We start from the raw sequence: 17361 nt of genomic DNA, 5'->3' as shown, positions 1-17361 counted from the left end.
CCCGGCTGACCGCCAAAATAGAGTTTCTGCGGGCCGGAAGAAATCCGGTAGCGCTTCAGGGCCTCTTCGACACGGTCATTATATGAACCAGGCGCCACCACCCCCGTGCGATTATCAGTGCGGTTATATGCTGCCGAACCGCCTCCCTCCGCAAACCCGACCCCAATCGCCTCTCCCAGCGTCTCCACAATGAGGCCGTATATCTCGCGGGGATTCCGGAAGCGCACCTCCATCTTGGTCGGGTGCACATTTACGTCCACCTCGCCGGCCGGGACATCAATGAAAATTACCGCCAGCGGGTAGCGGCGCGGCTCGATGAGACGGCGATACGCGGTCATCGCCGCATGGCTCAGAAAGGAATCCTTTACGAATCTTCCATTTACATAGATGTACATCTGGGTTGCATTGGAGCGGGTAAATTCCGGGCGGGAGACAAAACCATAAACCGACGCGCCGTTCTTTTTCTGCGACGTCTCCACAAGCTGCCCCCGGAAATCAGCCCCCATCGTCAGGGCAATCCGCTCCGCAAGGTCGCGGGCGGCGGGGATATTAAGCGTAGTTTTGCCGTTTGCTGACACCCGGATACGGATATCCGGACGGGCCAGGGCCAGACGGGTAATCCAGTCGAGGCAGTAGCCCTGCTCCGTCATGTCGCCCTTCAGAAACTTTTTCCTCACGGGAACCGGTTCGAATATGGCCGTCACGAGAATGGATGTGCCAACCGGACACCCGGCCTCTGACTGCTCTTTCAACTCCCCCGCCTCGATAACAAGGCGCGCGCCGAAGGGCCGCTCCGCCGGACGGCTCGTGATTTCCACGCGGGCGATCGAGGCAATGCTCGGCAGGGCTTCGCCCCGGAACCCGAAGGAGCGCACGCTGTACAAATCGTCGAATTGGGTGATCTTGCTTGTGGCGTGTCGGGAAAAGGCCAAAAGGATATCGTCCGGCCCCATCCCCTCCCCGTTGTCCGTCACGCGAATCGACTGAGTTCCCCCCTTCTCGAGCTCCACCGCCAGATCAGTCGCCCCGGCGTCAAGGGAATTTTCGACGAGTTCTTTGACAATCGAAGCCGGCCGCTCGATCACCTCGCCCGCCGCAATCCGGTGGGTCAAGGTCTCCGGCAGAACTATTATTTTATTAGACAATTTAGCACCTCGTCAAAGGCATCCGCCGGCGTCATAATTTTTACCCCGTGCAAAACATGGCCGAACAGACGGCAAAATCCCGGCGGTCACCGGTGGCAAAATATCAGCACTACCCTGTTTAACCAGTTTTTACCAGAAGCAGGGCGTTGGTTCCGTGATGAATTTCCTCCCCGTGCGCGGGGTAAATGGTCCGGGGCTGGATGGAGGCGGAGAGAGAGATGAATGTCTCCTCCGTCTCCTCCACGTTTTCACAAAAGGCATTGAGATGGCCGCCGTCGTTGTCCATATTCAAGATAAGGTCGCCGCAGATAAGCTCTCGGGATGATTCGCTGTACAGGGAAAGGGAATCGGCGGTATGGCCGGGCGTTTCAATTACTTCCCAGTCTCCGAACCCAAGCGCGCAGCGCTTCAGTTCCTCCCCGCAAAGCCAGTAAATTTTTTCGAGCGGAATCGGCAGGCGAAAACGGTTCCCGAATCCCCAAAGCGGAATGCCGGCAAGGCTTTCCACGACAAGCTGGAGCGGGTGTCGGCAAAGCCGGAGGCTTTTCAGGGCAACCGGCAGGAATTCAGATGACCAGTTCTGCAGACGGGGCAAATCTCGCTCGCCGGTCAGGTAATCCTGGATGCGCCAGTGAAAAAACACAACCGTTTCTTCTGGGCAGGCCCGCAGCAGCCGCCCGATTCCGCCTATGTGGTCGATGTGGAAATGGGTGGCAACAATCCCTCGGACGTCTCCCATTTTCCAGCCCGGCTTCCCGCGAATGAAAGCCTTTACCGATTCGGCAACACCGACGCTGCCCGGATCCACAACAATCAGACCATCCTCGGTCGCAATTATCCAGGAACGAACAAAGCCGCCATCGGGAACCGCGTAAACCATTTTCGTGCCCTCAATCAGTCATACCAGCTTTAAGCGCGCCGGTCTGCGTCAGATAATCCCTGAGCGCAACCTCCCAATGTCTCATCTCCAGGCCGGTATCTTTTGTAAACTTGTCCGTTGAAAGTACGCTCCAGGAGGGGCGGGAGGCCGCCCTCTTCAGCATATCGGAGCTGATCGGCCGGACAACGACGTCGGTTTTCCCAACGCATTTCAATATTTTGCACGCAAATTCGTACCAACTGCACTGGCCGCGGTTGGTCAGGTGATAGACGCCCGTCTTCATACCCTCTATCAAAACACCCGCAGCAGAGGCAAAATCGCGGGTAAAGGTGGGAGAGCCGATCTGATCGTTTACCACCTCCAGGATACTCACGGTTTCAGCCTTCGCCAGAATGGCCTTGACAAAGTTCCGGCCGCAAGGACCGTAAAGCCAGGACGTGCGAATAAGCAGCCAGCGGTCGGCAAATTCCTCAAGATACCGCTCTCCCTGCAGTTTGGAAGAACCGTAAACATTGATCGGGGCCGGGGTATCATCTTCAAGATAGGGCGCATCGGCGCTGCCGTCAAACACGTAGTCGGTGCTGAAATGAACGACCAGCGCCCCCGTGCCCCGGCAGGCCAGAGCGATGTTTTTCACACCTTCGGCATTAACGGCAAAGCATGCCTCCCGCTTTGTTTCGCAGCCGTCAACATCCGTATAGGCGGCGGCGTCGACGACAACATCCGGGGCATATTCCGCAACGGCGCGCCGGCAATCTTCAAGCGAAGCAATATCGCACTCGGCTGAATCCAACCCGGTTGCCTGGTGCGACCCTGCAAGCTGCCTGAGCAGATCGCATCCCAGCATCCCCTTCGCGCCCAAAATCAGTATCTTCATCAATAATTCACCTGTTTGAGAAACAATCCCTGCGGCGGCGCGGTCAGTTTGGCCTTGCGCCTGTCTTTTGCCTCAAGAATCGCGGACACCTCCGCTTGCGTGCATTTTCCCAGCCCCGCATAAGCAAGCGTGCCAACGAGCGTCCGCACCATGTAGCGCAAAAACCCATCCGCCTCAATCGAGATCGTTATCATCTCCCCGGCGTCTTTTTCCAGAGTCGCGCCAAGAATCGTGCGCACGTGATCGGCGCTGTCGGTATGGGTTGAACAAAACGAGGTAAAATCATGCCTTCCCTGAAAAACAGTTAGAGCCTCCCGCATCTTCTCGACACGAAGAGGCTCCCAGATAAACCAGGAGTAACGCCTTTCCCGGACCGGACGGACCGGACGGTTGCAGATATAATACAGATAAACCTTGCTCTTTACGGAAAACCGGGCGTGAAACTCCGGGTCGGCCTCCTCCAGCTCGCGGACGGCGATATCCGGCGGCAGCAGACTGTTGATCCCCAGCAGGAGGCTCCTTTCCGGAAGTATTGAATTTGTATGAAAATTGGCAACCTGGCCCAAGGCATGTACCCCGCTGTCCGTCCTCCCCGAGCCGTTGATCCTGATTTTTTCCCCGGTTATCCGGCCGATTGCCTCCTCGATAACCTGCTGAAGGGAAAGCCCGTTTTTCTGCCACTGCCAGCCGCAATAATCAGTGCCATCATATTCGACTGTCAGCCGGATGTTTCTCCTGCCGTCTTTAACCTGCGAATCCAAATATATCGAACTCTCTCGTCTTGTTCGTTACGCCTATTGGCCGTCCTGCTCCAAAGCGGCCACCCCCGGCAATACCTTGCCCTCAAGAAGTTCCAGCGAGGCGCCGCCGCCGGTTGAAATATAGGTAATCTTGTCGCTTTCACCAGCCTGCTGGATGGCCACGTCCGTATCGCCGCCGCCCACAATCGTTACCGCCGCAGAGTTCGCGAGAGTTCTTGCCATCGCTGTTGTGCCGTGGCTGAAGGCCGGTATCTCAAAGACGCCCATCGGCCCGTTCCAGAGTATCGTCTTGGCATTTTCCAACGCCTCGGCAAAGAGGGTTACCGTTGCAGGGCCAATATCCAGCCCCATCCAGCCCGGAGTAATCTCCTGAACAGGCACTACTTTGATCTGGGCGCCCGCTTCCCTGCTTTCGGCGATCACGCAGTCAACCGGCAGATAGAGCTTTACACCCAGTTCCTTTACCGCCTTCATCACCTCGGCAGCCCTGCCGATCAGCTCATCCTCCACAACGGATTTACCGATGCCGTAGCCAAGGGCCTTCAAAAACGTAAAGGCCATGCCCCCGCCCAGGATGATCTTATCAACCTTCCGAATCAGGTTGGCAACGGCCTCCAGCTTTCCGGAGATCTTGGAGCCGCCGACAATCGCAACAAACGGCCGGGCCGGCTTTTCCAGCGCCCCGCCAAGATATTCGAGCTCCTTTTTGATCAGAAACCCTGCGCCGCGCACCTTCACAAACCGGGTAATGCCGACGTTGGAGGCATGCGCACGATGGGCGTTGCCGAAAGCGTCGTCAATATAAATATCAGCAAGACCGCCCAGTTCGGCGGCGAATGCCTCGTCGTTTTTCTCTTCCTCTTTATGAAATCTCAGGTTTTCCAAAAGCAGCACGTCGCCGGCTTGCAAGGCATCCACCCTCCGGCGGACATCCTCACCAATGCAATCCGGGGCAAACTGGACATCCTTACCCAGAAGCCGCGAGAGGCGTTTCGCCACCGGGGCCAGACTCATCTCCGGCACAACCTTTCCCTTGGGACGGCCAAGATGCGAAACGATAATCACCCTGGCCTTTTCATCGAGGGCGTAATTTATCGAGGGGAGGGCCGACCGGATGCGGATATCGTCGGTAATGTTTTGAGAACTGTCCAAGGGAACGTTAAAATCGAAGCGGAACAACACCTTTTTTTCATGAATGTCTAATTCGTCTATGAATTTCATGATGCCTCCTTAGTCAGTTCCTGCGTTATAATCGTCCCCTGCCCTGCTGAAATATCGGGGAAAACCCTTTTTCAGTTTCCGGCTGCCGTCAGGCTTCTTCGATCAAGATAACGGCAAATGCCGCGGCCCCTTCTCCTGCGCCGATCATGCCCATTCCTTCATTTGTTTTGGCCTTGACGCTTACAGCAGACCCGGAGATCGCCAGAACGTCGGCAATATTTTGCGCCATCACGGGCAGATAGCCGGCCAATTTTGGCTTCTCCAGAACGATCGTCGCATCGATATTGCGCACCTGATAACCATGTTCAGAAACCAGCGTCCCGACCCGCTTCAACAAAATCAGACTGGAAATATCCTTGAAGGCGCGGTCATCATCGGGGAAAAGCCTGCCGATGTCGCCAATGGCCAGGGCGCCAATTAGCGCATCGCAAACGGCGTGAACAAGAACATCGGCATCCGAATGGCCGGCAAGCCCCTTTTCATGGGGAATCTCCACCCCCCCCAGGATAAGTCTGCGTCCAGCCGTAAGGCGGTGGCTGTCATATCCGAAACCGGTTTTCATCAGATCCGCCTGATATCACTCAAGTCTTTTTCTCGGTACTGCAGGATCCTTGCGCAGATCATCATGTCCTCTTGCGTCGTCACCTTGAGATTTTCCCTGTCGCCGGGAATCATCCAGACGGGTATTCCGGCCTTCTCGACGAGCGAGGCGTCGTCGGTACCGTAAAATCCCGTTTCCTCCGCCACGCGGTAAGCGGCGAGAAGAATGTCCCGCTTAAAGGCCTGGGGAGTTTGCGTCAGCCACAAACCGTCCCTAAGCACTGTCTCTTCGATTTTTCCTGTTTTATCGACCCGTTTCACCGTATCCCGGATGCCAATGCCCGTCGCAACAGCGCCCAACTTTCCCGCACGTTCGATTGCCATCTCAATCAGCTCAGTCGTAACAAGCGGACGGACTCCATCGTGAATGACAATGATCTCCGTTTCATCGGCAATACAGGCAAGCGCATTTCTGATGGAATCCTGTCGTTCTTTTCCCCCGGCAACAACGCGGTTAAGCTTCGACAGGAAGTATCTTTCAACAATGTTTTCCCGCACCTGCACAACATCTTCCTCCGGAACGGCGAGCATTATTTCATCTATTAATGGTGAATCCTGAAATGGCTGTAAGGCGCGAACAAGAACCGGTTTCCCGGAAAGGAGCAGGTACTGTTTGGAGATGCTGCCGCCCATTCTCCTTCCCGTTCCCCCGGCGGGTATTATCGCCACTGTTTTATGAACATTAAACTTCGTTTTCATGCCGCAGACCTGGGAAACGAACGGCGAATGGCAAATACGCGCTTTATGAACATTGATCTTCGATTTGTGAACATTAAACTTCGTTTTCGCCATCCACCCCAATCCCCTGACCCGAAATGACTCCGGTTCCGTTCCGAATGGCAATAGTGTTTTTTAATATATTTCAAGATTTTTTATCGTTTGCCGCCGTCTTCATTTCGGAAAAAATCATCCGTCCGGCGGTTGTCTGCAAAACACTGGTTACCAGGGCCTCGACATTCTCTCCCTGGTAGCGCTGCGCGTTATCAACAATGATCATGGTGCCGTCTTCCAAGTACGCAACCCCCTGCCCCGGTTCCTTGCCGTCCTTGATTATTTTCACCGTCATCAGTTCTCCCGGCAGAACAACCGGCTTCAGGGCATTGGCCAGTTCGTTTACATTGAGAATCCTGATCCCCTGCAGCTCGGCGACCTTGTTGAGGTTAAAATCATTGGTAATAATCCGGCCATTCGTCTTTTTCGCCAGGGCAACAAGTTTCGAATCAACGCCTTTGATCTTCGGAAAATCATGATCTACGACATCAATAAAAATCCCATTGCTGCGCTGCATCCGGTTGAGGATATCGAGCCCTCGCCGGCCGCGCGCCCTTTTGAGGGAATCGGCGGAATCGGCAACATACTGGAGTTCATCGAGCACAAAGCGGGGAACAATCAGATTGCCTTCCAGAAAACCGGTATCCGCAATATCGGCAATCCGTCCATCGATGATAACGCTGGTATCCAGTATCCGATAATCACTGATTTCCCGAGCGGGCCCCCAGCCGAACATGCTGACTTCCTCGACCTTCTGCGAGCCGAGAACCAGCCCCATATAACCCAATGCCGCGGTAAGAAGCGTATAAATCCAGGGGACAACCTGGCGGTTCTCCATAATATTGCTGACGAAATTCAAACCATAGGCAAGTAAAAAAGCAATTAAAAGACCAATCAGCATCCCGACAACGCCGCCGAGGATAACCCGCAATGAAACCCGGCGGGCAATCTTCTCGATCTGGATTACCAGCACTGCCGCCAGCGCCCCGACAACAACGCCGACGATCCATTTCCACCAGTCGTAATAGCTGTGATAGGCGATGAAATAACCGCTCAAGGAACATAAAATAATCAGTATCGCCTTTACAATCAGTTCTATTCACCCCCCTTCATCTGCAAAAACTCCTTCCCCCTAACAGGCGAGATAAAACTTCACTGCACGGTAAAGATCGTATTGATATCCTCTTCGATCTTCGCCTCCTCGGCATTGGTCGCAACGGAAATCTCCTTGACGAGGAGCCCCTTGGCCGTATCCATCATCTTCCGCTCGCCAAAAGAGAGGTTCTTGTCGATTTTAAGAACGCAAAGATCCCGCAGAACCCTGGCTATCTCAAATACCGAGCCCGTTTTTATCTTTTCCAGATATTCCCTGTATCTTTTGTTCCACGTCTGCTTGTCAATCGTAAAATCCCTGTTTTTCAGAATCTCGTATATCTTGGGGATCTCCTTTTCCTTGATCACCTTGCGCAAACCGGCAGTCTGGGCGCCATCCAGGGGGATCATGATTTTCATCCCATTGCTCATAATTTTCATTATGTAGAACTTCTGCCTGGCGCCTCCAACTTCCCTGTTTTCAATTGCCTCGATGATTCCCACTCCCTGCGCTGGATATACCGCTAAATCGCCAACATTGAACATTTTTACACCTATAGTGTTTAGTTTTGGATAGCGATGATATCAGATTTTTCAAGAATAGTCAATGCGATTCGCGATGTTTCGAGAAGCTTGCGGGTTATGAACTCCACTTGCCGGAAACCAGTTTTTTATATGTCCGACAAGGCTTTTTCGTTTTATGAACACTAAGCTCCGCTTTATGAACACTAAACTCCGTTTTCAGGGAAGGAAAAAAAGGGGATTTCTGGCCTTATTTTTATTTCTGATCTCAAAATGGAGAGTTGCCTCCCCCGTTCTGGAGTCGCTGCCGATAAAACCAATCCTGTCGCCCTTTTTCACCCGCTCGTTTAAACCGGCGATACGGACGCCCAGATTGGCATAAACAGATGCATAATCATCCGCATGCTGGATGATTATTGTCTCGCCATAATATTTTAAAGGGTCCGAATGGATGACAACGCCATCCCCGGCTGCAACAACAACGGCGCCTTCAGGGGCCGCAATCCGAATCCCGTTGAAAACCATTCGGTTGGGCTGTACGCCAAAAAAAGAGACAACCTTTCCTTTAACCGGCCAAATGAAAATGTTTTTATTAAAACGCACCTGCTCCTGTTTTTCATTTTTACCCGCCGCTTTCTCGGGTTTCCACAATGTGATTTTTTCTTCAGGACTTCCCGCGGCGCTTTTCCTGGCGGTCTCCTGGGAGGGGTATATGGTCTCTTCCTTCAGAAGGTCGTCTGAAACATTTTTCCGATTTTTTTGGGCAACGTCCGATTTTTTCCGGGGATCTTGAACAACTTGGCCAGTGGGGAAGGTTCTCTTTTCAAGGACGGGTTCCTTTACGGTGCTTTTTGTCTTTGTTTTTTTAGCTCTGGCGATAATTTCTATTTCGTCGATAACCATTTGTGCATGGGGGATAAAGATCACGCTGTCCTTCTCGATCAGGGAAGGATTGGTTATATTGTTAATCTCGGCCAGACTCTGCAGATCGGTGTGGTAAGCTTTGGCAATGGCAGAGAGTGTCTCCCCGCTTTTTACCCGGTGATAAACCCCACTCGGTCCGGCTTCCTTAAAGGGCAACCCTGAACAGGAAATGATGATAAATAAAAGCAGAAAAAAGGCAAGGGCGCCCCATCTTCCCGCTGGAGAAATAGGACGATAAAACTCTTTGTTCAGTTTTTCCATCCGTGTTCCCCAATCAGATCTACAAAACGGCACCCGCATAGTTCTTCCTGCCTGAGATCTTCAGGATCATCCGAGAGCCTGGTCAGTCTGAGCAGGGTTTGGGAATTGCGCCCACCCACAGGAATCACCAGACGGCCGCCGATGGCCAGTTGTTCGATTAACAGTCTGGGAACTTGCGGGGCGCCGGCGGTCGCCATGATCGCCGCAAAAGGCGACTCCTCGCGCCACCCGAAGGTTCCGTCGCCAACGCGGATGGCAACATTGAAATAAGCGAGGGCATCGAGAGTCCTTCTTGCCCCGGCGGCCAAAGCGGCAATGCGCTCGATGGAAAAGACCCGTTCGGCCAGCTCGGCAAGAATCGCCGTTTGATATCCGGAACCGGTTCCGATCTCCAGCACCCTTTCTCTTCCCGTCAGTTCCAGCGCTGCGGACATCAAAGCCACGATATAGGGCTGCGAGATCGTCTGCTGCTCTTCAATGGGAAGGGGACGGTCGTTGTACGCCTGGTCGCGCAAGCCCTCCGCGATGAAGAGATGGCGCGGAATCTTCTCCATTGCCCTGAGCAACCGCTGATCGGATATCCCCCTTCCCCGCACCTGGAGGTCAACCATTTTTAGTCTTTGTTTCTGAAAGATGTCCGCCACATTCCCATCCTGAAAATTCCTTAGATTTCAACCTTCGTTACAACATCCCGCTTAATCGCGTTGACCGCATCCTCCAGGACGGGAAAGGTGTTCTCCCGGATATCGCCGGCCACCGCCACACACATGATATCGTCGCCGACCTTCAGTCTTCCCTCATAAACCTCCACCAGAACAGCGATGATTCCTGGCCGGGTTCTCATTTCCGCAATTATATCGTCAAGCCGGCGGCGATCAGCGGTTACCTCGATCTCGTTCACCACTCTGCCGTCCCTCGCTGTTCCCCGCACAACCCCGTTGTGACAGACAATCATCCCCACTCGTTTGTAATCGGGTTGTCCCTTGATACTGTCGATCATGGCTGTTAAACTCATACAGTTTTCCCTCCCTCATTCAAAATACGCCCCTGTCAAGCCGATAAAGCGTTTGTTTCTGCTAACCCGGCAACAGCGAAGAGGTCAAGCGAAATATTTTACCCCGGGAAAACCCTGCTGCTTGACCCGCAACCGCAAAATGTGAGAAAAGAGACCATGCGCAAGAGAACTTCATCCAGAAAACCGGAACCGCTCGGGGATATCCTCCACAAGGTTCTAAAAAAAATGGACATTCCCCACCAAAGGACAGACCGCCGTCTTGTAGATTTGTGGGAACGCGCTGTTGGCCCCCTGATCGCCTCGCGCACCCTGCCGGAAAATCTCAAAAGGGGTTCGCTGTACGTGATCGTTTCTACCACGGTCTGGCTTCATCAACTGCAGTTTCTCAAGGAGGAAATCCTCGTCAAGCTTAACGAACTGTCCGGCACGGACGAATTCAGGCGTCTTTTTTTCTCGATCGGCGAGGTTCCTGAGAGCCCTTCCCAGGCGCCCGACAAGCCCCCCCCCGCTTTGGTCATCCAGAAGCTCCGATTACGAGACCGGCAAATGGTGGAGCAGAGCCTCGCTGCGATCGGGGATCCGGAACTCCGAGCGGCGATCGAAAGGACGATGATCAGGGAGATCAGCCGGCGCCGGGCGATTCAAAAGCGGCAAGATCCTTGAAAATATCGTTCATTGCGGCTGTATATTCCCCCTTTGCCTCGTAAATGAGAAGCGGCGGCAGAACGTCCAGGCTCTCACCGCCCCCCTTTGTTCCCTCCACGAGAACAAAAACAGCCGCCACGCCGGTTCGGGAATAGACAAGTCGCAGCCGCCGGGGCTCGATCCGGAATGATCGCATCCGTGCGATCAACTCCACCATTCTGGTCGCGGGATAAATTGCAAACATCCGTCCGCCCGGCCGCAGGGCGTAAGCGGCAGCGGCGATAAAATCCTTCACCGTTCCGAAGACTTCGTGGCGGGCGGCGGCCTTCTCCGCATCGGGATTGAGCCTGCCCGAGCGCATCCGCCGGTAAGGGGGGTTGAATACCGCGACGGAAAAGGCTTGCGGCCGACAAAGGGATTCCGGAAAGCGGACGTCTGCCTGCCTGATTTCAACCCTGTCGGTCAGGCCGTTCAGGGAAACATTGCTTCGGGCAATGGCAACAAGCTGTTCCTGAATCTCGATCCCCAAAACACGCCCGAGGCCAGGGTGTTGCGCCAGGATAAGCGCAACAATCCCACTTCCCGTTCCCAGCTCAATAAGGTCATCGCCGGCATTTAAATTGACGAAATGGGCAAGCAAAAGGGCATCTATCGAAAAGCGATAACCCCTCTCCTTCTGAATGATCCGGAGCCGGCCGGCGAGGATCCGATCGATCTTCTCCCCTTCCCGCTGCAAAAAATTGCCACTCATAGCTAATCGATAAGATGGACGAACAAGCCGCTCCGCAGCTTCGGCTCAAACCAGGTGGATTTGGGCGGCATGACCATCCCTGCATCAGCCACGGCCATCATCTGCTCAACTGTCGGCGGAAAAAGGGAAAAGGCGACGGCAAAACCATCCCTGTCAACAATGCTCTCCAGACCGGCTGCACCGCGTGCCCCTCCAATGAAGGCAATTCGCTTATCCGTGCGCGGGTTCTCGATCCCGAGAACCGGCCCCAGGATGTTATCCTGCAAAACGGAAACATCAAGCGCGGCGGCCTGTTTTGCCTTTGGCAGCGCCTTTTCACGGGCCGACAGAAGATACCATTTTCCCTGCAGATACATGCCGAAGTCATGGGGCCGCCGGGGCAATTTATGAACACTAATCTTCGATTTATGAACATTAAGCTCCGCTTTCTCCGGAAAGTCTTTCGCTATAAGAAATTTATCCGCTATCTCTTCCAAAAACTCGTCCCTGGCAAGGCCGTTTAAATCCCTGACGGCACGGTTGTAATCCATGATCCGCAACTGGTCGCTGGGAAACAGTACCGCCAGCATAAAATCATGCTCGCTGACCGCCTTTTTATGAACACTAAGCTCCGCTTTATGAACATTAATCTTCGATTTATGAACATTAATCTTCGATTTCCCGGACGAAAGTTCCGCCCGCAGACCGGCTACCCGGACGGCGGCGGCGGCGCGGTGGTGGCCATCGGCTATGTAAAGGTACTCAACCGGCAAAAAGGCCTTTTGAAGCGCCTTTATATCCGCAAGCTCGCCAATTATCCACGCAGTGTGACGAATTCCGTCGTCCGCCGTAAAATCATACTCGGGAACCTGTTTTGCCACTTTCGCCAGCAAACTGTCTATCTGTTCCTGGCCCCGATAGGTAAGAAATACCGGCCCGGTCTGCGCCCCAATGCTGTCGATATGCAGCGTCCGTCCCCTTTCCTTGGCTTCCAGGGTAAGCTCATGGGCTTTTATCCGGCCTTTTCTGTATTCATCAACGCTGACACAGGCCACGACACCCGTTTGCACATGCCCACCCATTTGCTGCCGATAGAGATAAAACGAGGCAGATTCATCCTGACCAAGGATGCCCTCTTTAATCATCCTTTCCAGATTATCCTTGGCTCTTTGACAGACAATCTGTTCAGCAGTCTCCTCTTCACCGGGAAAATCGCATTCGGCCTTCTCCACCCGCAGGAAACTGAGCGGATTTTTTTTTATCTGCTGCCGCGCCTCCTCCACACTCATAACATCATAGGGAAGCGCGGCGACTGCGCCGACAAACTCACCCCGCGGCCGCAGCGCCCTGAACGGCACCACTATCGACATCTTCCTCTCCCTTCTTTCCGAACGGCGCGTCAATTATTGAGAAGTATGGCATTTTATAACAAAAACGGCTGCCGTTTCATTCATTTTGCTTGCAAATTTTTAACATACCGGGATAAGGAAAGCAATAATTCTTGCAGAATTTTTTAAAAAAACGGGGTAGGCGGACGCTTTATGAACATTAATCTTCGATTTATGAACATTAATCTTCGATTTCAGCCTACCTGCGCCCCAAGAAGAAATCTATAAAACGGGAGTGTGGGAATGGACGATATTACACACGTATTTATCCACGGGTTGGACAGCAGCAGCCAGGGAACAAAGGGAAGATACTTCAGAAAAAGATACCCCGAGATGATGGTCGGTGACTACCAGGGAACGTTAAATGAAAGGATGAGCAAACTCTCGGAATATATTGGAAGTAAAGACAATATAATCATCGTTGGCTCAAGTTTCGGCGGTCTCATGGCGGCAATTTTCGCCTGTGAGAACGAAAAGCGCGTCCGGCGTCTCGTGCTGCTCGCCCCGGCCCTCGCCTATGCAGACTTCCACGCCCGCTGCCGCGAGCCACTTCAGATGCCAGTCACACTCTACCAGGGAAGCGAAGACACCGTCGTTCTTCCGGAACCTACTTGCGAGGTCGCGCAGTCTATTTTTCGGAATCTCGATTATCGCCTCGTCAAAGACGACCACAGCCTGCTTGCGACATTCCCGGCAATAGAATGGGACAATCTTTTGGAAATAAGGAGATCATAAGAAAAATGCACTCAAAAAAGGTGGTTATCCACTACCCTGCGGAATCTTCGGAGAGACCGATTATCTACGAGTTGGTGAAGCGGTACGATCTGATGTTGAATATCCTGAAGGCCAGAATCCTGCCCAGACGCGAAGGGCTCCTCGTTCTGGAGCTGAGCGGCACAAAAGAAAATTTCGACGACGGCATTCGTTACCTCAAGTCGCTCGGACTCGGCGTCGAACCGCTTTCCAAAAGCGTCAGTCAAAACACCGAAAAGTGCATCCACTGCGGAACCTGCACCGGCGTCTGTCCCACCGGCGCCCTGCATCTGGATCGCGAATCATGGCGGGTTAATTTCGATACGGAGCTTTGCACAGGCTGTGAACTATGCGTTTTGGCATGCCCGGTGCGGGCGATGGGGGTTGATCTTCTCTGGTAGAAGACTGCTTTGGCCAGTAAAGCTTAATGTTCATAAGAAGAGGACTCCTGTCCGGGTGTAAGTAAACCCGGCCCCATCAAAGCGTTAATATTTTCCTGCAAGTCACTTTTTCTGCTGTGCGCCGTCATCAGTTTTCGTCTCGAAAAGAAGATATATTTTTCTCACAATCTTTTTCACTTTTTCAACAAAATCGTCCCCCTTTTCGACCCCCTTATCAAGCAACTCTTTGCCGTTTTCTATGGTTTTTTTCCCTTTTTCGTATGCCTTTCTGCCCTCCCCCACCAACTTTTTACCCTTTCCCCAGGCATCCTGCCCCTTTTCCACAACCTTTTCGGAATCGGTTTTCGCCCTATTGAAGGCGTCTTTAACGCTTACCTGGTCTGTCCCCGGGTGCTGGAAGTAAAAATAACTCCCGATCGCGATTACGATTATCAATACAAAAAGAGCGATTTTCATCAAGCTTTTGAGGAAGAAATAGACCACCAGTAAAATCAAAAAACCTATCGCTATAGCGATTAGATGGTATTCGGAGGCGATGCCGATTATTCTCTCCATACTATATTAATAACCCCTTGAAAATAATCCCGAATAAGGTATTGCCCAACAAACTTTAGAGATGCAGCAGTTTGCGGGCATTGCCTTCATAGATGGCCTGACGCTCGGCCGGCGTTATGTCCAGGCTGTCGATAATATCGATCGTCCACCTGATATACGCCGTCCCTTTTTCCGGATCAAAGGGCATGTCGGAGGCAAATAACGCCTTTTCCGCTCCATAAAAGTTCAAGCCGCAAATCGTGGCGTCGCGAGCGCCAAAGATAGCGGTATCCACATAAAACATGCGGAAATAATCAATGGGCCGTTTCTTTAACTGCCGGAGCAGCGTAGTATAGTCCTCGTCGGATGTGCGGCTGCCGAGTTGATCCCAGCCCGGCCCGACCCGGCCGGCAAAATAGGGAATCATGGCGCCCAGATGGTGGGCAATAATCTTCAGCGAAGGGAGCCGGTCAAAAAGCCCGGCAAAAACGATATGCGCCATCGCCACACTGGTCTCATAGGGCCAGCCGAAGGTCCACCAGATTTCATAGTGGCTCTTTTTTTCATTCTTGTAATCAGGGAAATCCGCCCCCCGGGCCGGGTGGAGCCAAATGGGCCGGTCGAGTTCCACCATCAGATCGAACAAGGGCATGGTTTCTGGTCTGGTCAAGGGACTGCCGAGCACGTTCGAATACACCTGCACCCCAACCGCGCCCAGCTCGGAAACGGCTCTCTTTGCTTCCTTGAGCAACCCCTCGGGATCATTCATCGGCAGTGAAGCAATAAAGCCGGGGAAACGGTCCGGATATTTACGGACGAGTTTCGCCATCTCGTCATTGGCCAAACGGGCCAGTTCATTGGCAACCGCGGGCGGGCCAAAAACCTCAATCGGGGGCGCCCCCAGACAGATGACCTGCTGATAATCGCCGAACAAATCCATGATGCGGAAACGCTCATCAAGGTTCACAATACAAGGTATGTTGCGCACCCGCTTGTGCATATCGGCGCCGTTCGGCGCCAGCTCTACCATTTTGTCAAAGTACGCCTGTGGAAAAATGTGATTAAAAATATCTATTTTCATAATCGTCTCCCCCTAAAGCATTAATGAATTGTTGTCCGCTTTCCGGTTGCCCTGTAATTTGCAGCGCTGCTCAGGGCAGGAATCGCGATTTCCCGGTTGATGAAGTCCAATAACAAGCTGATTAGTCTAAAAGACTACACTAAGTCGGGAGCAATTGTCAATAAGGTTTGTCGAAATATCAAGCTTCGCCTTAGCGTATTTTTCAGACAATTCTGGAAATGGTCGCCAAAGCGGCTTGTGCCATTGATTTGGAAATCCGCTGAAATGTCTCGGCTGCAGCAGCGCCGCGGTTAAAAAAGCGGTTTTACTTGACAACGCGAGCTGCGGCGATTAGAGGAAGGGCTAAAAAGGAAGCGGCAAGATTGACTGCACAAAAAGATCCAAAAAAAATTGGGAAAATCATGACGGCAGCGGTCGCCACCCTCGGCTGCAAGTTAAACCAGTGCGAATCGGCGTCAATATCCGAAATGCTTGGCGCCCGGGGATTGACGATTGTCCCGTTTAATGAAAAGTCGGATGCCTATATAATCAATACCTGCACAGTTACAGGAAAAACCGATTATCAGTCCCGGCAGCTCGTCGGCCGGGCCCTCCGAAAGAATCCGGAGGCAATAATTATCGTCACCGGCTGCTACGCTCAAAGGGCGCCCCAGGAACTATCCTCGCTTGCCGGGGTTAATTTCGTCATCGGCAACACCGAAAAGGCATTGATCCCCGATCTGCTGCTTCAGACGGGCAAGCGCAGCTTAAATTTAACAAATAGCGGCGAAGAAAGCTTCTTTCCTGAGATCGCCAAGAATGAAATTATTGTCGGCGATATCCGTAAGGAAAAGGCCATCTCCCCGCTGGGAGCAGCGGTCTTTCCCGAACATACCCGGGCTTTCCTGAAGATTCAGGATGGCTGCGACGCCTTTTGCAGTTACTGCATAGTACCCTACACGCGGGGAACAAGCCGCAGCCTTTTTCCGGAGGAGACCATGCAGAGGCTGGCGCGACTGGCCGCCAACGGCTATCGGGAAATCGTCCTGACCGGAATCCATCTCGGCGCCTGGGGACGCGACCTACGCCCTCCCTCCAATTTTACCTCCCTTCTGGGGAAAATTGTGGAAAAACGACTGTTTGAACGTCTCCGCATCAGCTCCCTGGAACCGCGCGAGGTGACCACGGGACTGCTCTCCCTGATCAGGGGCTCCGATATTATCTGTCCCCATCTGCACCTGTCGCTGCAAAGCGGCAGCAACAGAATCCTTAAGCAGATGCGGCGCAATTACGATACGGCTTTTTTCCGGGAACTCGTCTTGAAGCTCCAATGCGCAATTCCTGGTCTTGCCATCGGGATAGACGTGATCGCGGGCTTCCCCGGAGAGACGGAGGAGGAGTTCGCCGAAACTCTAAGTTTGATCGAAGAGCTGCCTCTGGCATACCTGCACGCATTTCCCTTCTCCCGCAGGCCAGGCACGCCCGCGGCGACGATGCCTGGACAAGTCACTGATAATGTAAAGAAAAACCGCGTAAAGCTTCTCCGGGAAGCGGGAGCGGCAAAGCGTCGCAGCTTTGCGGAGCGCTTCCTGGGAAAGCCGCTCAAGGTGCTCATCGAACGCCGAACCGATAAAGAGACAGGGCACCCGACCGGATTTTCAGAAAACTACATCCCCGTGGCCGTCCGCGGCAGCGGGGTGAAAGTCAACAGCATCGTAAGAGTTGTCCCGGAATCTCTGGACGGTGAGCGCCTCATTGCGAACGCCATAGGTTGCTGACAT

General features: G+C 53.1%; 20 protein-coding genes. 4 read left to right on the top strand and 16 right to left on the bottom strand.

Annotated features, from left to right (window positions below; genetic code table 11):
• The 12 genes from mutL to M0P74_01935 all read right to left on the bottom strand — a co-directional run.
• Positions 1–1145 (bottom strand): DNA mismatch repair endonuclease MutL (gene mutL, locus M0P74_01990; GenBank protein ID MCK9362362.1); only part of this gene is annotated, 1145 nt, incomplete at its 3' end.
• A 118-nt stretch (positions 1146–1263) separates the two neighbouring features.
• A complete protein-coding gene (locus M0P74_01985) occupies positions 1264–2025 on the bottom strand; it encodes an MBL fold metallo-hydrolase (protein ID MCK9362361.1) in 762 nt (253 codons plus the stop codon).
• A gap of 10 nt (positions 2026–2035) precedes the next feature.
• Positions 2036–2902, bottom strand: a complete 867-nt coding sequence (rfbD, locus tag M0P74_01980) for a dTDP-4-dehydrorhamnose reductase (GenBank protein MCK9362360.1) — start codon at positions 2900–2902, stop codon at positions 2036–2038.
• Positions 2902–3663: a tRNA pseudouridine(38-40) synthase TruA gene (truA, locus tag M0P74_01975; protein ID MCK9362359.1), complete on the bottom strand. Its 762-nt coding sequence runs from the start codon at positions 3661–3663 to the stop codon at positions 2902–2904. The genes rfbD and truA overlap by 1 nt, the downstream gene beginning before the upstream one ends.
• Positions 3664–3696: 33 nt before the next feature.
• Positions 3697–4884: a phosphoglycerate kinase gene (locus M0P74_01970; GenBank protein MCK9362358.1), complete on the bottom strand. Its 1188-nt coding sequence runs from the start codon at positions 4882–4884 to the stop codon at positions 3697–3699.
• Between the two features lie 88 nt (positions 4885–4972).
• On the bottom strand, positions 4973–5446 hold the full coding sequence (gene ispF / locus M0P74_01965; GenBank protein MCK9362357.1) for a 2-C-methyl-D-erythritol 2,4-cyclodiphosphate synthase: 474 nt from the start codon (positions 5444–5446) through the stop codon (positions 4973–4975).
• Complete coding sequence (gene ispD / locus M0P74_01960; protein MCK9362356.1) at positions 5446–6276, bottom strand: 2-C-methyl-D-erythritol 4-phosphate cytidylyltransferase; 831 nt, start codon at positions 6274–6276, stop codon at positions 5446–5448. The genes ispF and ispD overlap by 1 nt, the downstream gene beginning before the upstream one ends.
• 70 nt (positions 6277–6346) lie before the next feature.
• Positions 6347–7312: a PIN domain-containing protein gene (locus M0P74_01955; protein MCK9362355.1), complete on the bottom strand. Its 966-nt coding sequence runs from the start codon at positions 7310–7312 to the stop codon at positions 6347–6349.
• A 95-nt stretch (positions 7313–7407) separates the two neighbouring features.
• On the bottom strand, positions 7408–7893 hold the full coding sequence (locus M0P74_01950; protein ID MCK9362354.1) for a CarD family transcriptional regulator: 486 nt from the start codon (positions 7891–7893) through the stop codon (positions 7408–7410).
• A 195-nt stretch (positions 7894–8088) separates the two neighbouring features.
• Entirely contained in the window at positions 8089–9054 is a 966-nt protein-coding gene (locus M0P74_01945; GenBank protein ID MCK9362353.1) for a M23 family metallopeptidase, read from the bottom strand.
• The gene (locus M0P74_01940; protein ID MCK9362352.1) at positions 9042–9698 is read right to left on the bottom strand and encodes a protein-L-isoaspartate(D-aspartate) O-methyltransferase; all 657 of its coding nucleotides are present in this window, start codon (positions 9696–9698) and stop codon (positions 9042–9044) included. Before M0P74_01940 ends, M0P74_01945 begins: the two co-directional genes overlap by 13 nt.
• Before the next feature lie 20 nt (positions 9699–9718).
• Positions 9719–10069 (bottom strand): molybdenum cofactor biosynthesis protein MoaE, encoded by a 351-nt coding sequence (locus tag M0P74_01935; GenBank protein ID MCK9362351.1) that lies wholly within the window; start codon positions 10067–10069, stop codon positions 9719–9721.
• Positions 10070–10225: 156 nt separating this feature from the next.
• Between M0P74_01935 and M0P74_01930 the strand changes: the two genes are divergently transcribed.
• Positions 10226–10732, top strand: a complete 507-nt coding sequence (locus tag M0P74_01930; protein MCK9362350.1) for a DUF721 domain-containing protein — start codon at positions 10226–10228, stop codon at positions 10730–10732.
• Here M0P74_01930 and M0P74_01925 read toward each other — a convergent pair.
• Both M0P74_01925 and M0P74_01920 read right to left on the bottom strand, forming a co-directional pair.
• Positions 10692–11465 (bottom strand): methyltransferase, encoded by a 774-nt coding sequence (locus M0P74_01925; GenBank protein ID MCK9362349.1) that lies wholly within the window; start codon positions 11463–11465, stop codon positions 10692–10694. The two genes, M0P74_01930 and M0P74_01925, sit on opposite strands and share 41 nt — an antisense overlap.
• A 2-nt stretch (positions 11466–11467) precedes the next feature.
• A complete protein-coding gene (locus M0P74_01920; GenBank protein ID MCK9362348.1) occupies positions 11468–12814 on the bottom strand; it encodes a DUF1015 family protein in 1347 nt (448 codons plus the stop codon).
• 261 nt (positions 12815–13075) lie between these two features.
• Between M0P74_01920 and M0P74_01915 the strand changes: the two genes are divergently transcribed.
• Both M0P74_01915 and M0P74_01910 read left to right on the top strand, forming a co-directional pair.
• On the top strand, positions 13076–13567 hold the full coding sequence (locus tag M0P74_01915; protein ID MCK9362347.1) for an alpha/beta fold hydrolase: 492 nt from the start codon (positions 13076–13078) through the stop codon (positions 13565–13567).
• A 5-nt stretch (positions 13568–13572) separates the two neighbouring features.
• A complete protein-coding gene (locus M0P74_01910; protein ID MCK9362346.1) occupies positions 13573–13986 on the top strand; it encodes a 4Fe-4S binding protein in 414 nt (137 codons plus the stop codon).
• Positions 13987–14088: 102 nt separating this feature from the next.
• On the opposite strand, the gene M0P74_01905 is transcribed toward M0P74_01910, so the two are convergent.
• Positions 14089–14541: a hypothetical protein gene (locus M0P74_01905; protein MCK9362345.1), complete on the bottom strand. Its 453-nt coding sequence runs from the start codon at positions 14539–14541 to the stop codon at positions 14089–14091.
• 55 nt (positions 14542–14596) lie between these two features.
• Positions 14597–15601, bottom strand: coding sequence for an amidohydrolase (locus tag M0P74_01900; GenBank protein MCK9362344.1), 1005 nt, complete (start codon positions 15599–15601; stop codon positions 14597–14599).
• Positions 15602–15963: 362 nt separating this feature from the next.
• On the opposite strand from M0P74_01900, the gene mtaB reads away from it, so the two are divergent.
• A complete protein-coding gene (gene mtaB / locus M0P74_01895) occupies positions 15964–17358 on the top strand; it encodes a tRNA (N(6)-L-threonylcarbamoyladenosine(37)-C(2))-methylthiotransferase MtaB (protein ID MCK9362343.1) in 1395 nt (464 codons plus the stop codon).
• Positions 17359–17361 lie beyond the last annotated feature (3 nt).

This window comes from Syntrophales bacterium (genome assembly GCA_023229765.1).
GTDB lineage: Bacteria > Desulfobacterota > Syntrophia > Syntrophales > UBA5619 > DYTH01.
The sequence above is the reverse complement of the archived record's forward strand: the minus strand, read 5'-3'. Positions and strand labels throughout refer to the sequence as shown.

Bases quoted from the DNA above. Each gene is read 5' to 3' on its own strand.
- M0P74_01985 (MCK9362361.1), bottom strand. From the start codon at position 2,025: ATGGTTTACGCGGTTCCCGATGGCGGCTTTGTTCGTTCCTGGATAATT.
- rfbD (MCK9362360.1), bottom strand. From the start codon at position 2,902: ATGAAGATACTGATTTTGGGCGCGAAGGGGATGCTGGGATGCGATCTG.
- M0P74_01970 (MCK9362358.1), bottom strand. From the start codon at position 4,884: ATGAAATTCATAGACGAATTAGACATTCATGAAAAAAAGGTGTTGTTC.
- ispF (MCK9362357.1), bottom strand. From the start codon at position 5,446: ATGAAAACCGGTTTCGGATATGACAGCCACCGCCTTACGGCTGGACGC.
- ispD (MCK9362356.1), bottom strand. From the start codon at position 6,276: ATGGCGAAAACGAAGTTTAATGTTCACAAATCGAAGATCAATGTTCAT.
- M0P74_01950 (MCK9362354.1), bottom strand. From the start codon at position 7,893: ATGTTCAATGTTGGCGATTTAGCGGTATATCCAGCGCAGGGAGTGGGA.
- M0P74_01945 (MCK9362353.1), bottom strand. From the start codon at position 9,054: ATGGAAAAACTGAACAAAGAGTTTTATCGTCCTATTTCTCCAGCGGGA.
- M0P74_01935 (MCK9362351.1), bottom strand. From the start codon at position 10,069: ATGAGTTTAACAGCCATGATCGACAGTATCAAGGGACAACCCGATTAC.
- M0P74_01930 (MCK9362350.1), top strand. From the start codon at position 10,226: ATGCGCAAGAGAACTTCATCCAGAAAACCGGAACCGCTCGGGGATATC.
- M0P74_01925 (MCK9362349.1), bottom strand. From the start codon at position 11,465: ATGAGTGGCAATTTTTTGCAGCGGGAAGGGGAGAAGATCGATCGGATC.
- M0P74_01920 (MCK9362348.1), bottom strand. From the start codon at position 12,814: ATGTCGATAGTGGTGCCGTTCAGGGCGCTGCGGCCGCGGGGTGAGTTT.
- M0P74_01915 (MCK9362347.1), top strand. From the start codon at position 13,076: ATGGACGATATTACACACGTATTTATCCACGGGTTGGACAGCAGCAGC.
- M0P74_01910 (MCK9362346.1), top strand. From the start codon at position 13,573: ATGCACTCAAAAAAGGTGGTTATCCACTACCCTGCGGAATCTTCGGAG.
- M0P74_01905 (MCK9362345.1), bottom strand. From the start codon at position 14,541: ATGGAGAGAATAATCGGCATCGCCTCCGAATACCATCTAATCGCTATA.
- M0P74_01900 (MCK9362344.1), bottom strand. From the start codon at position 15,601: ATGAAAATAGATATTTTTAATCACATTTTTCCACAGGCGTACTTTGAC.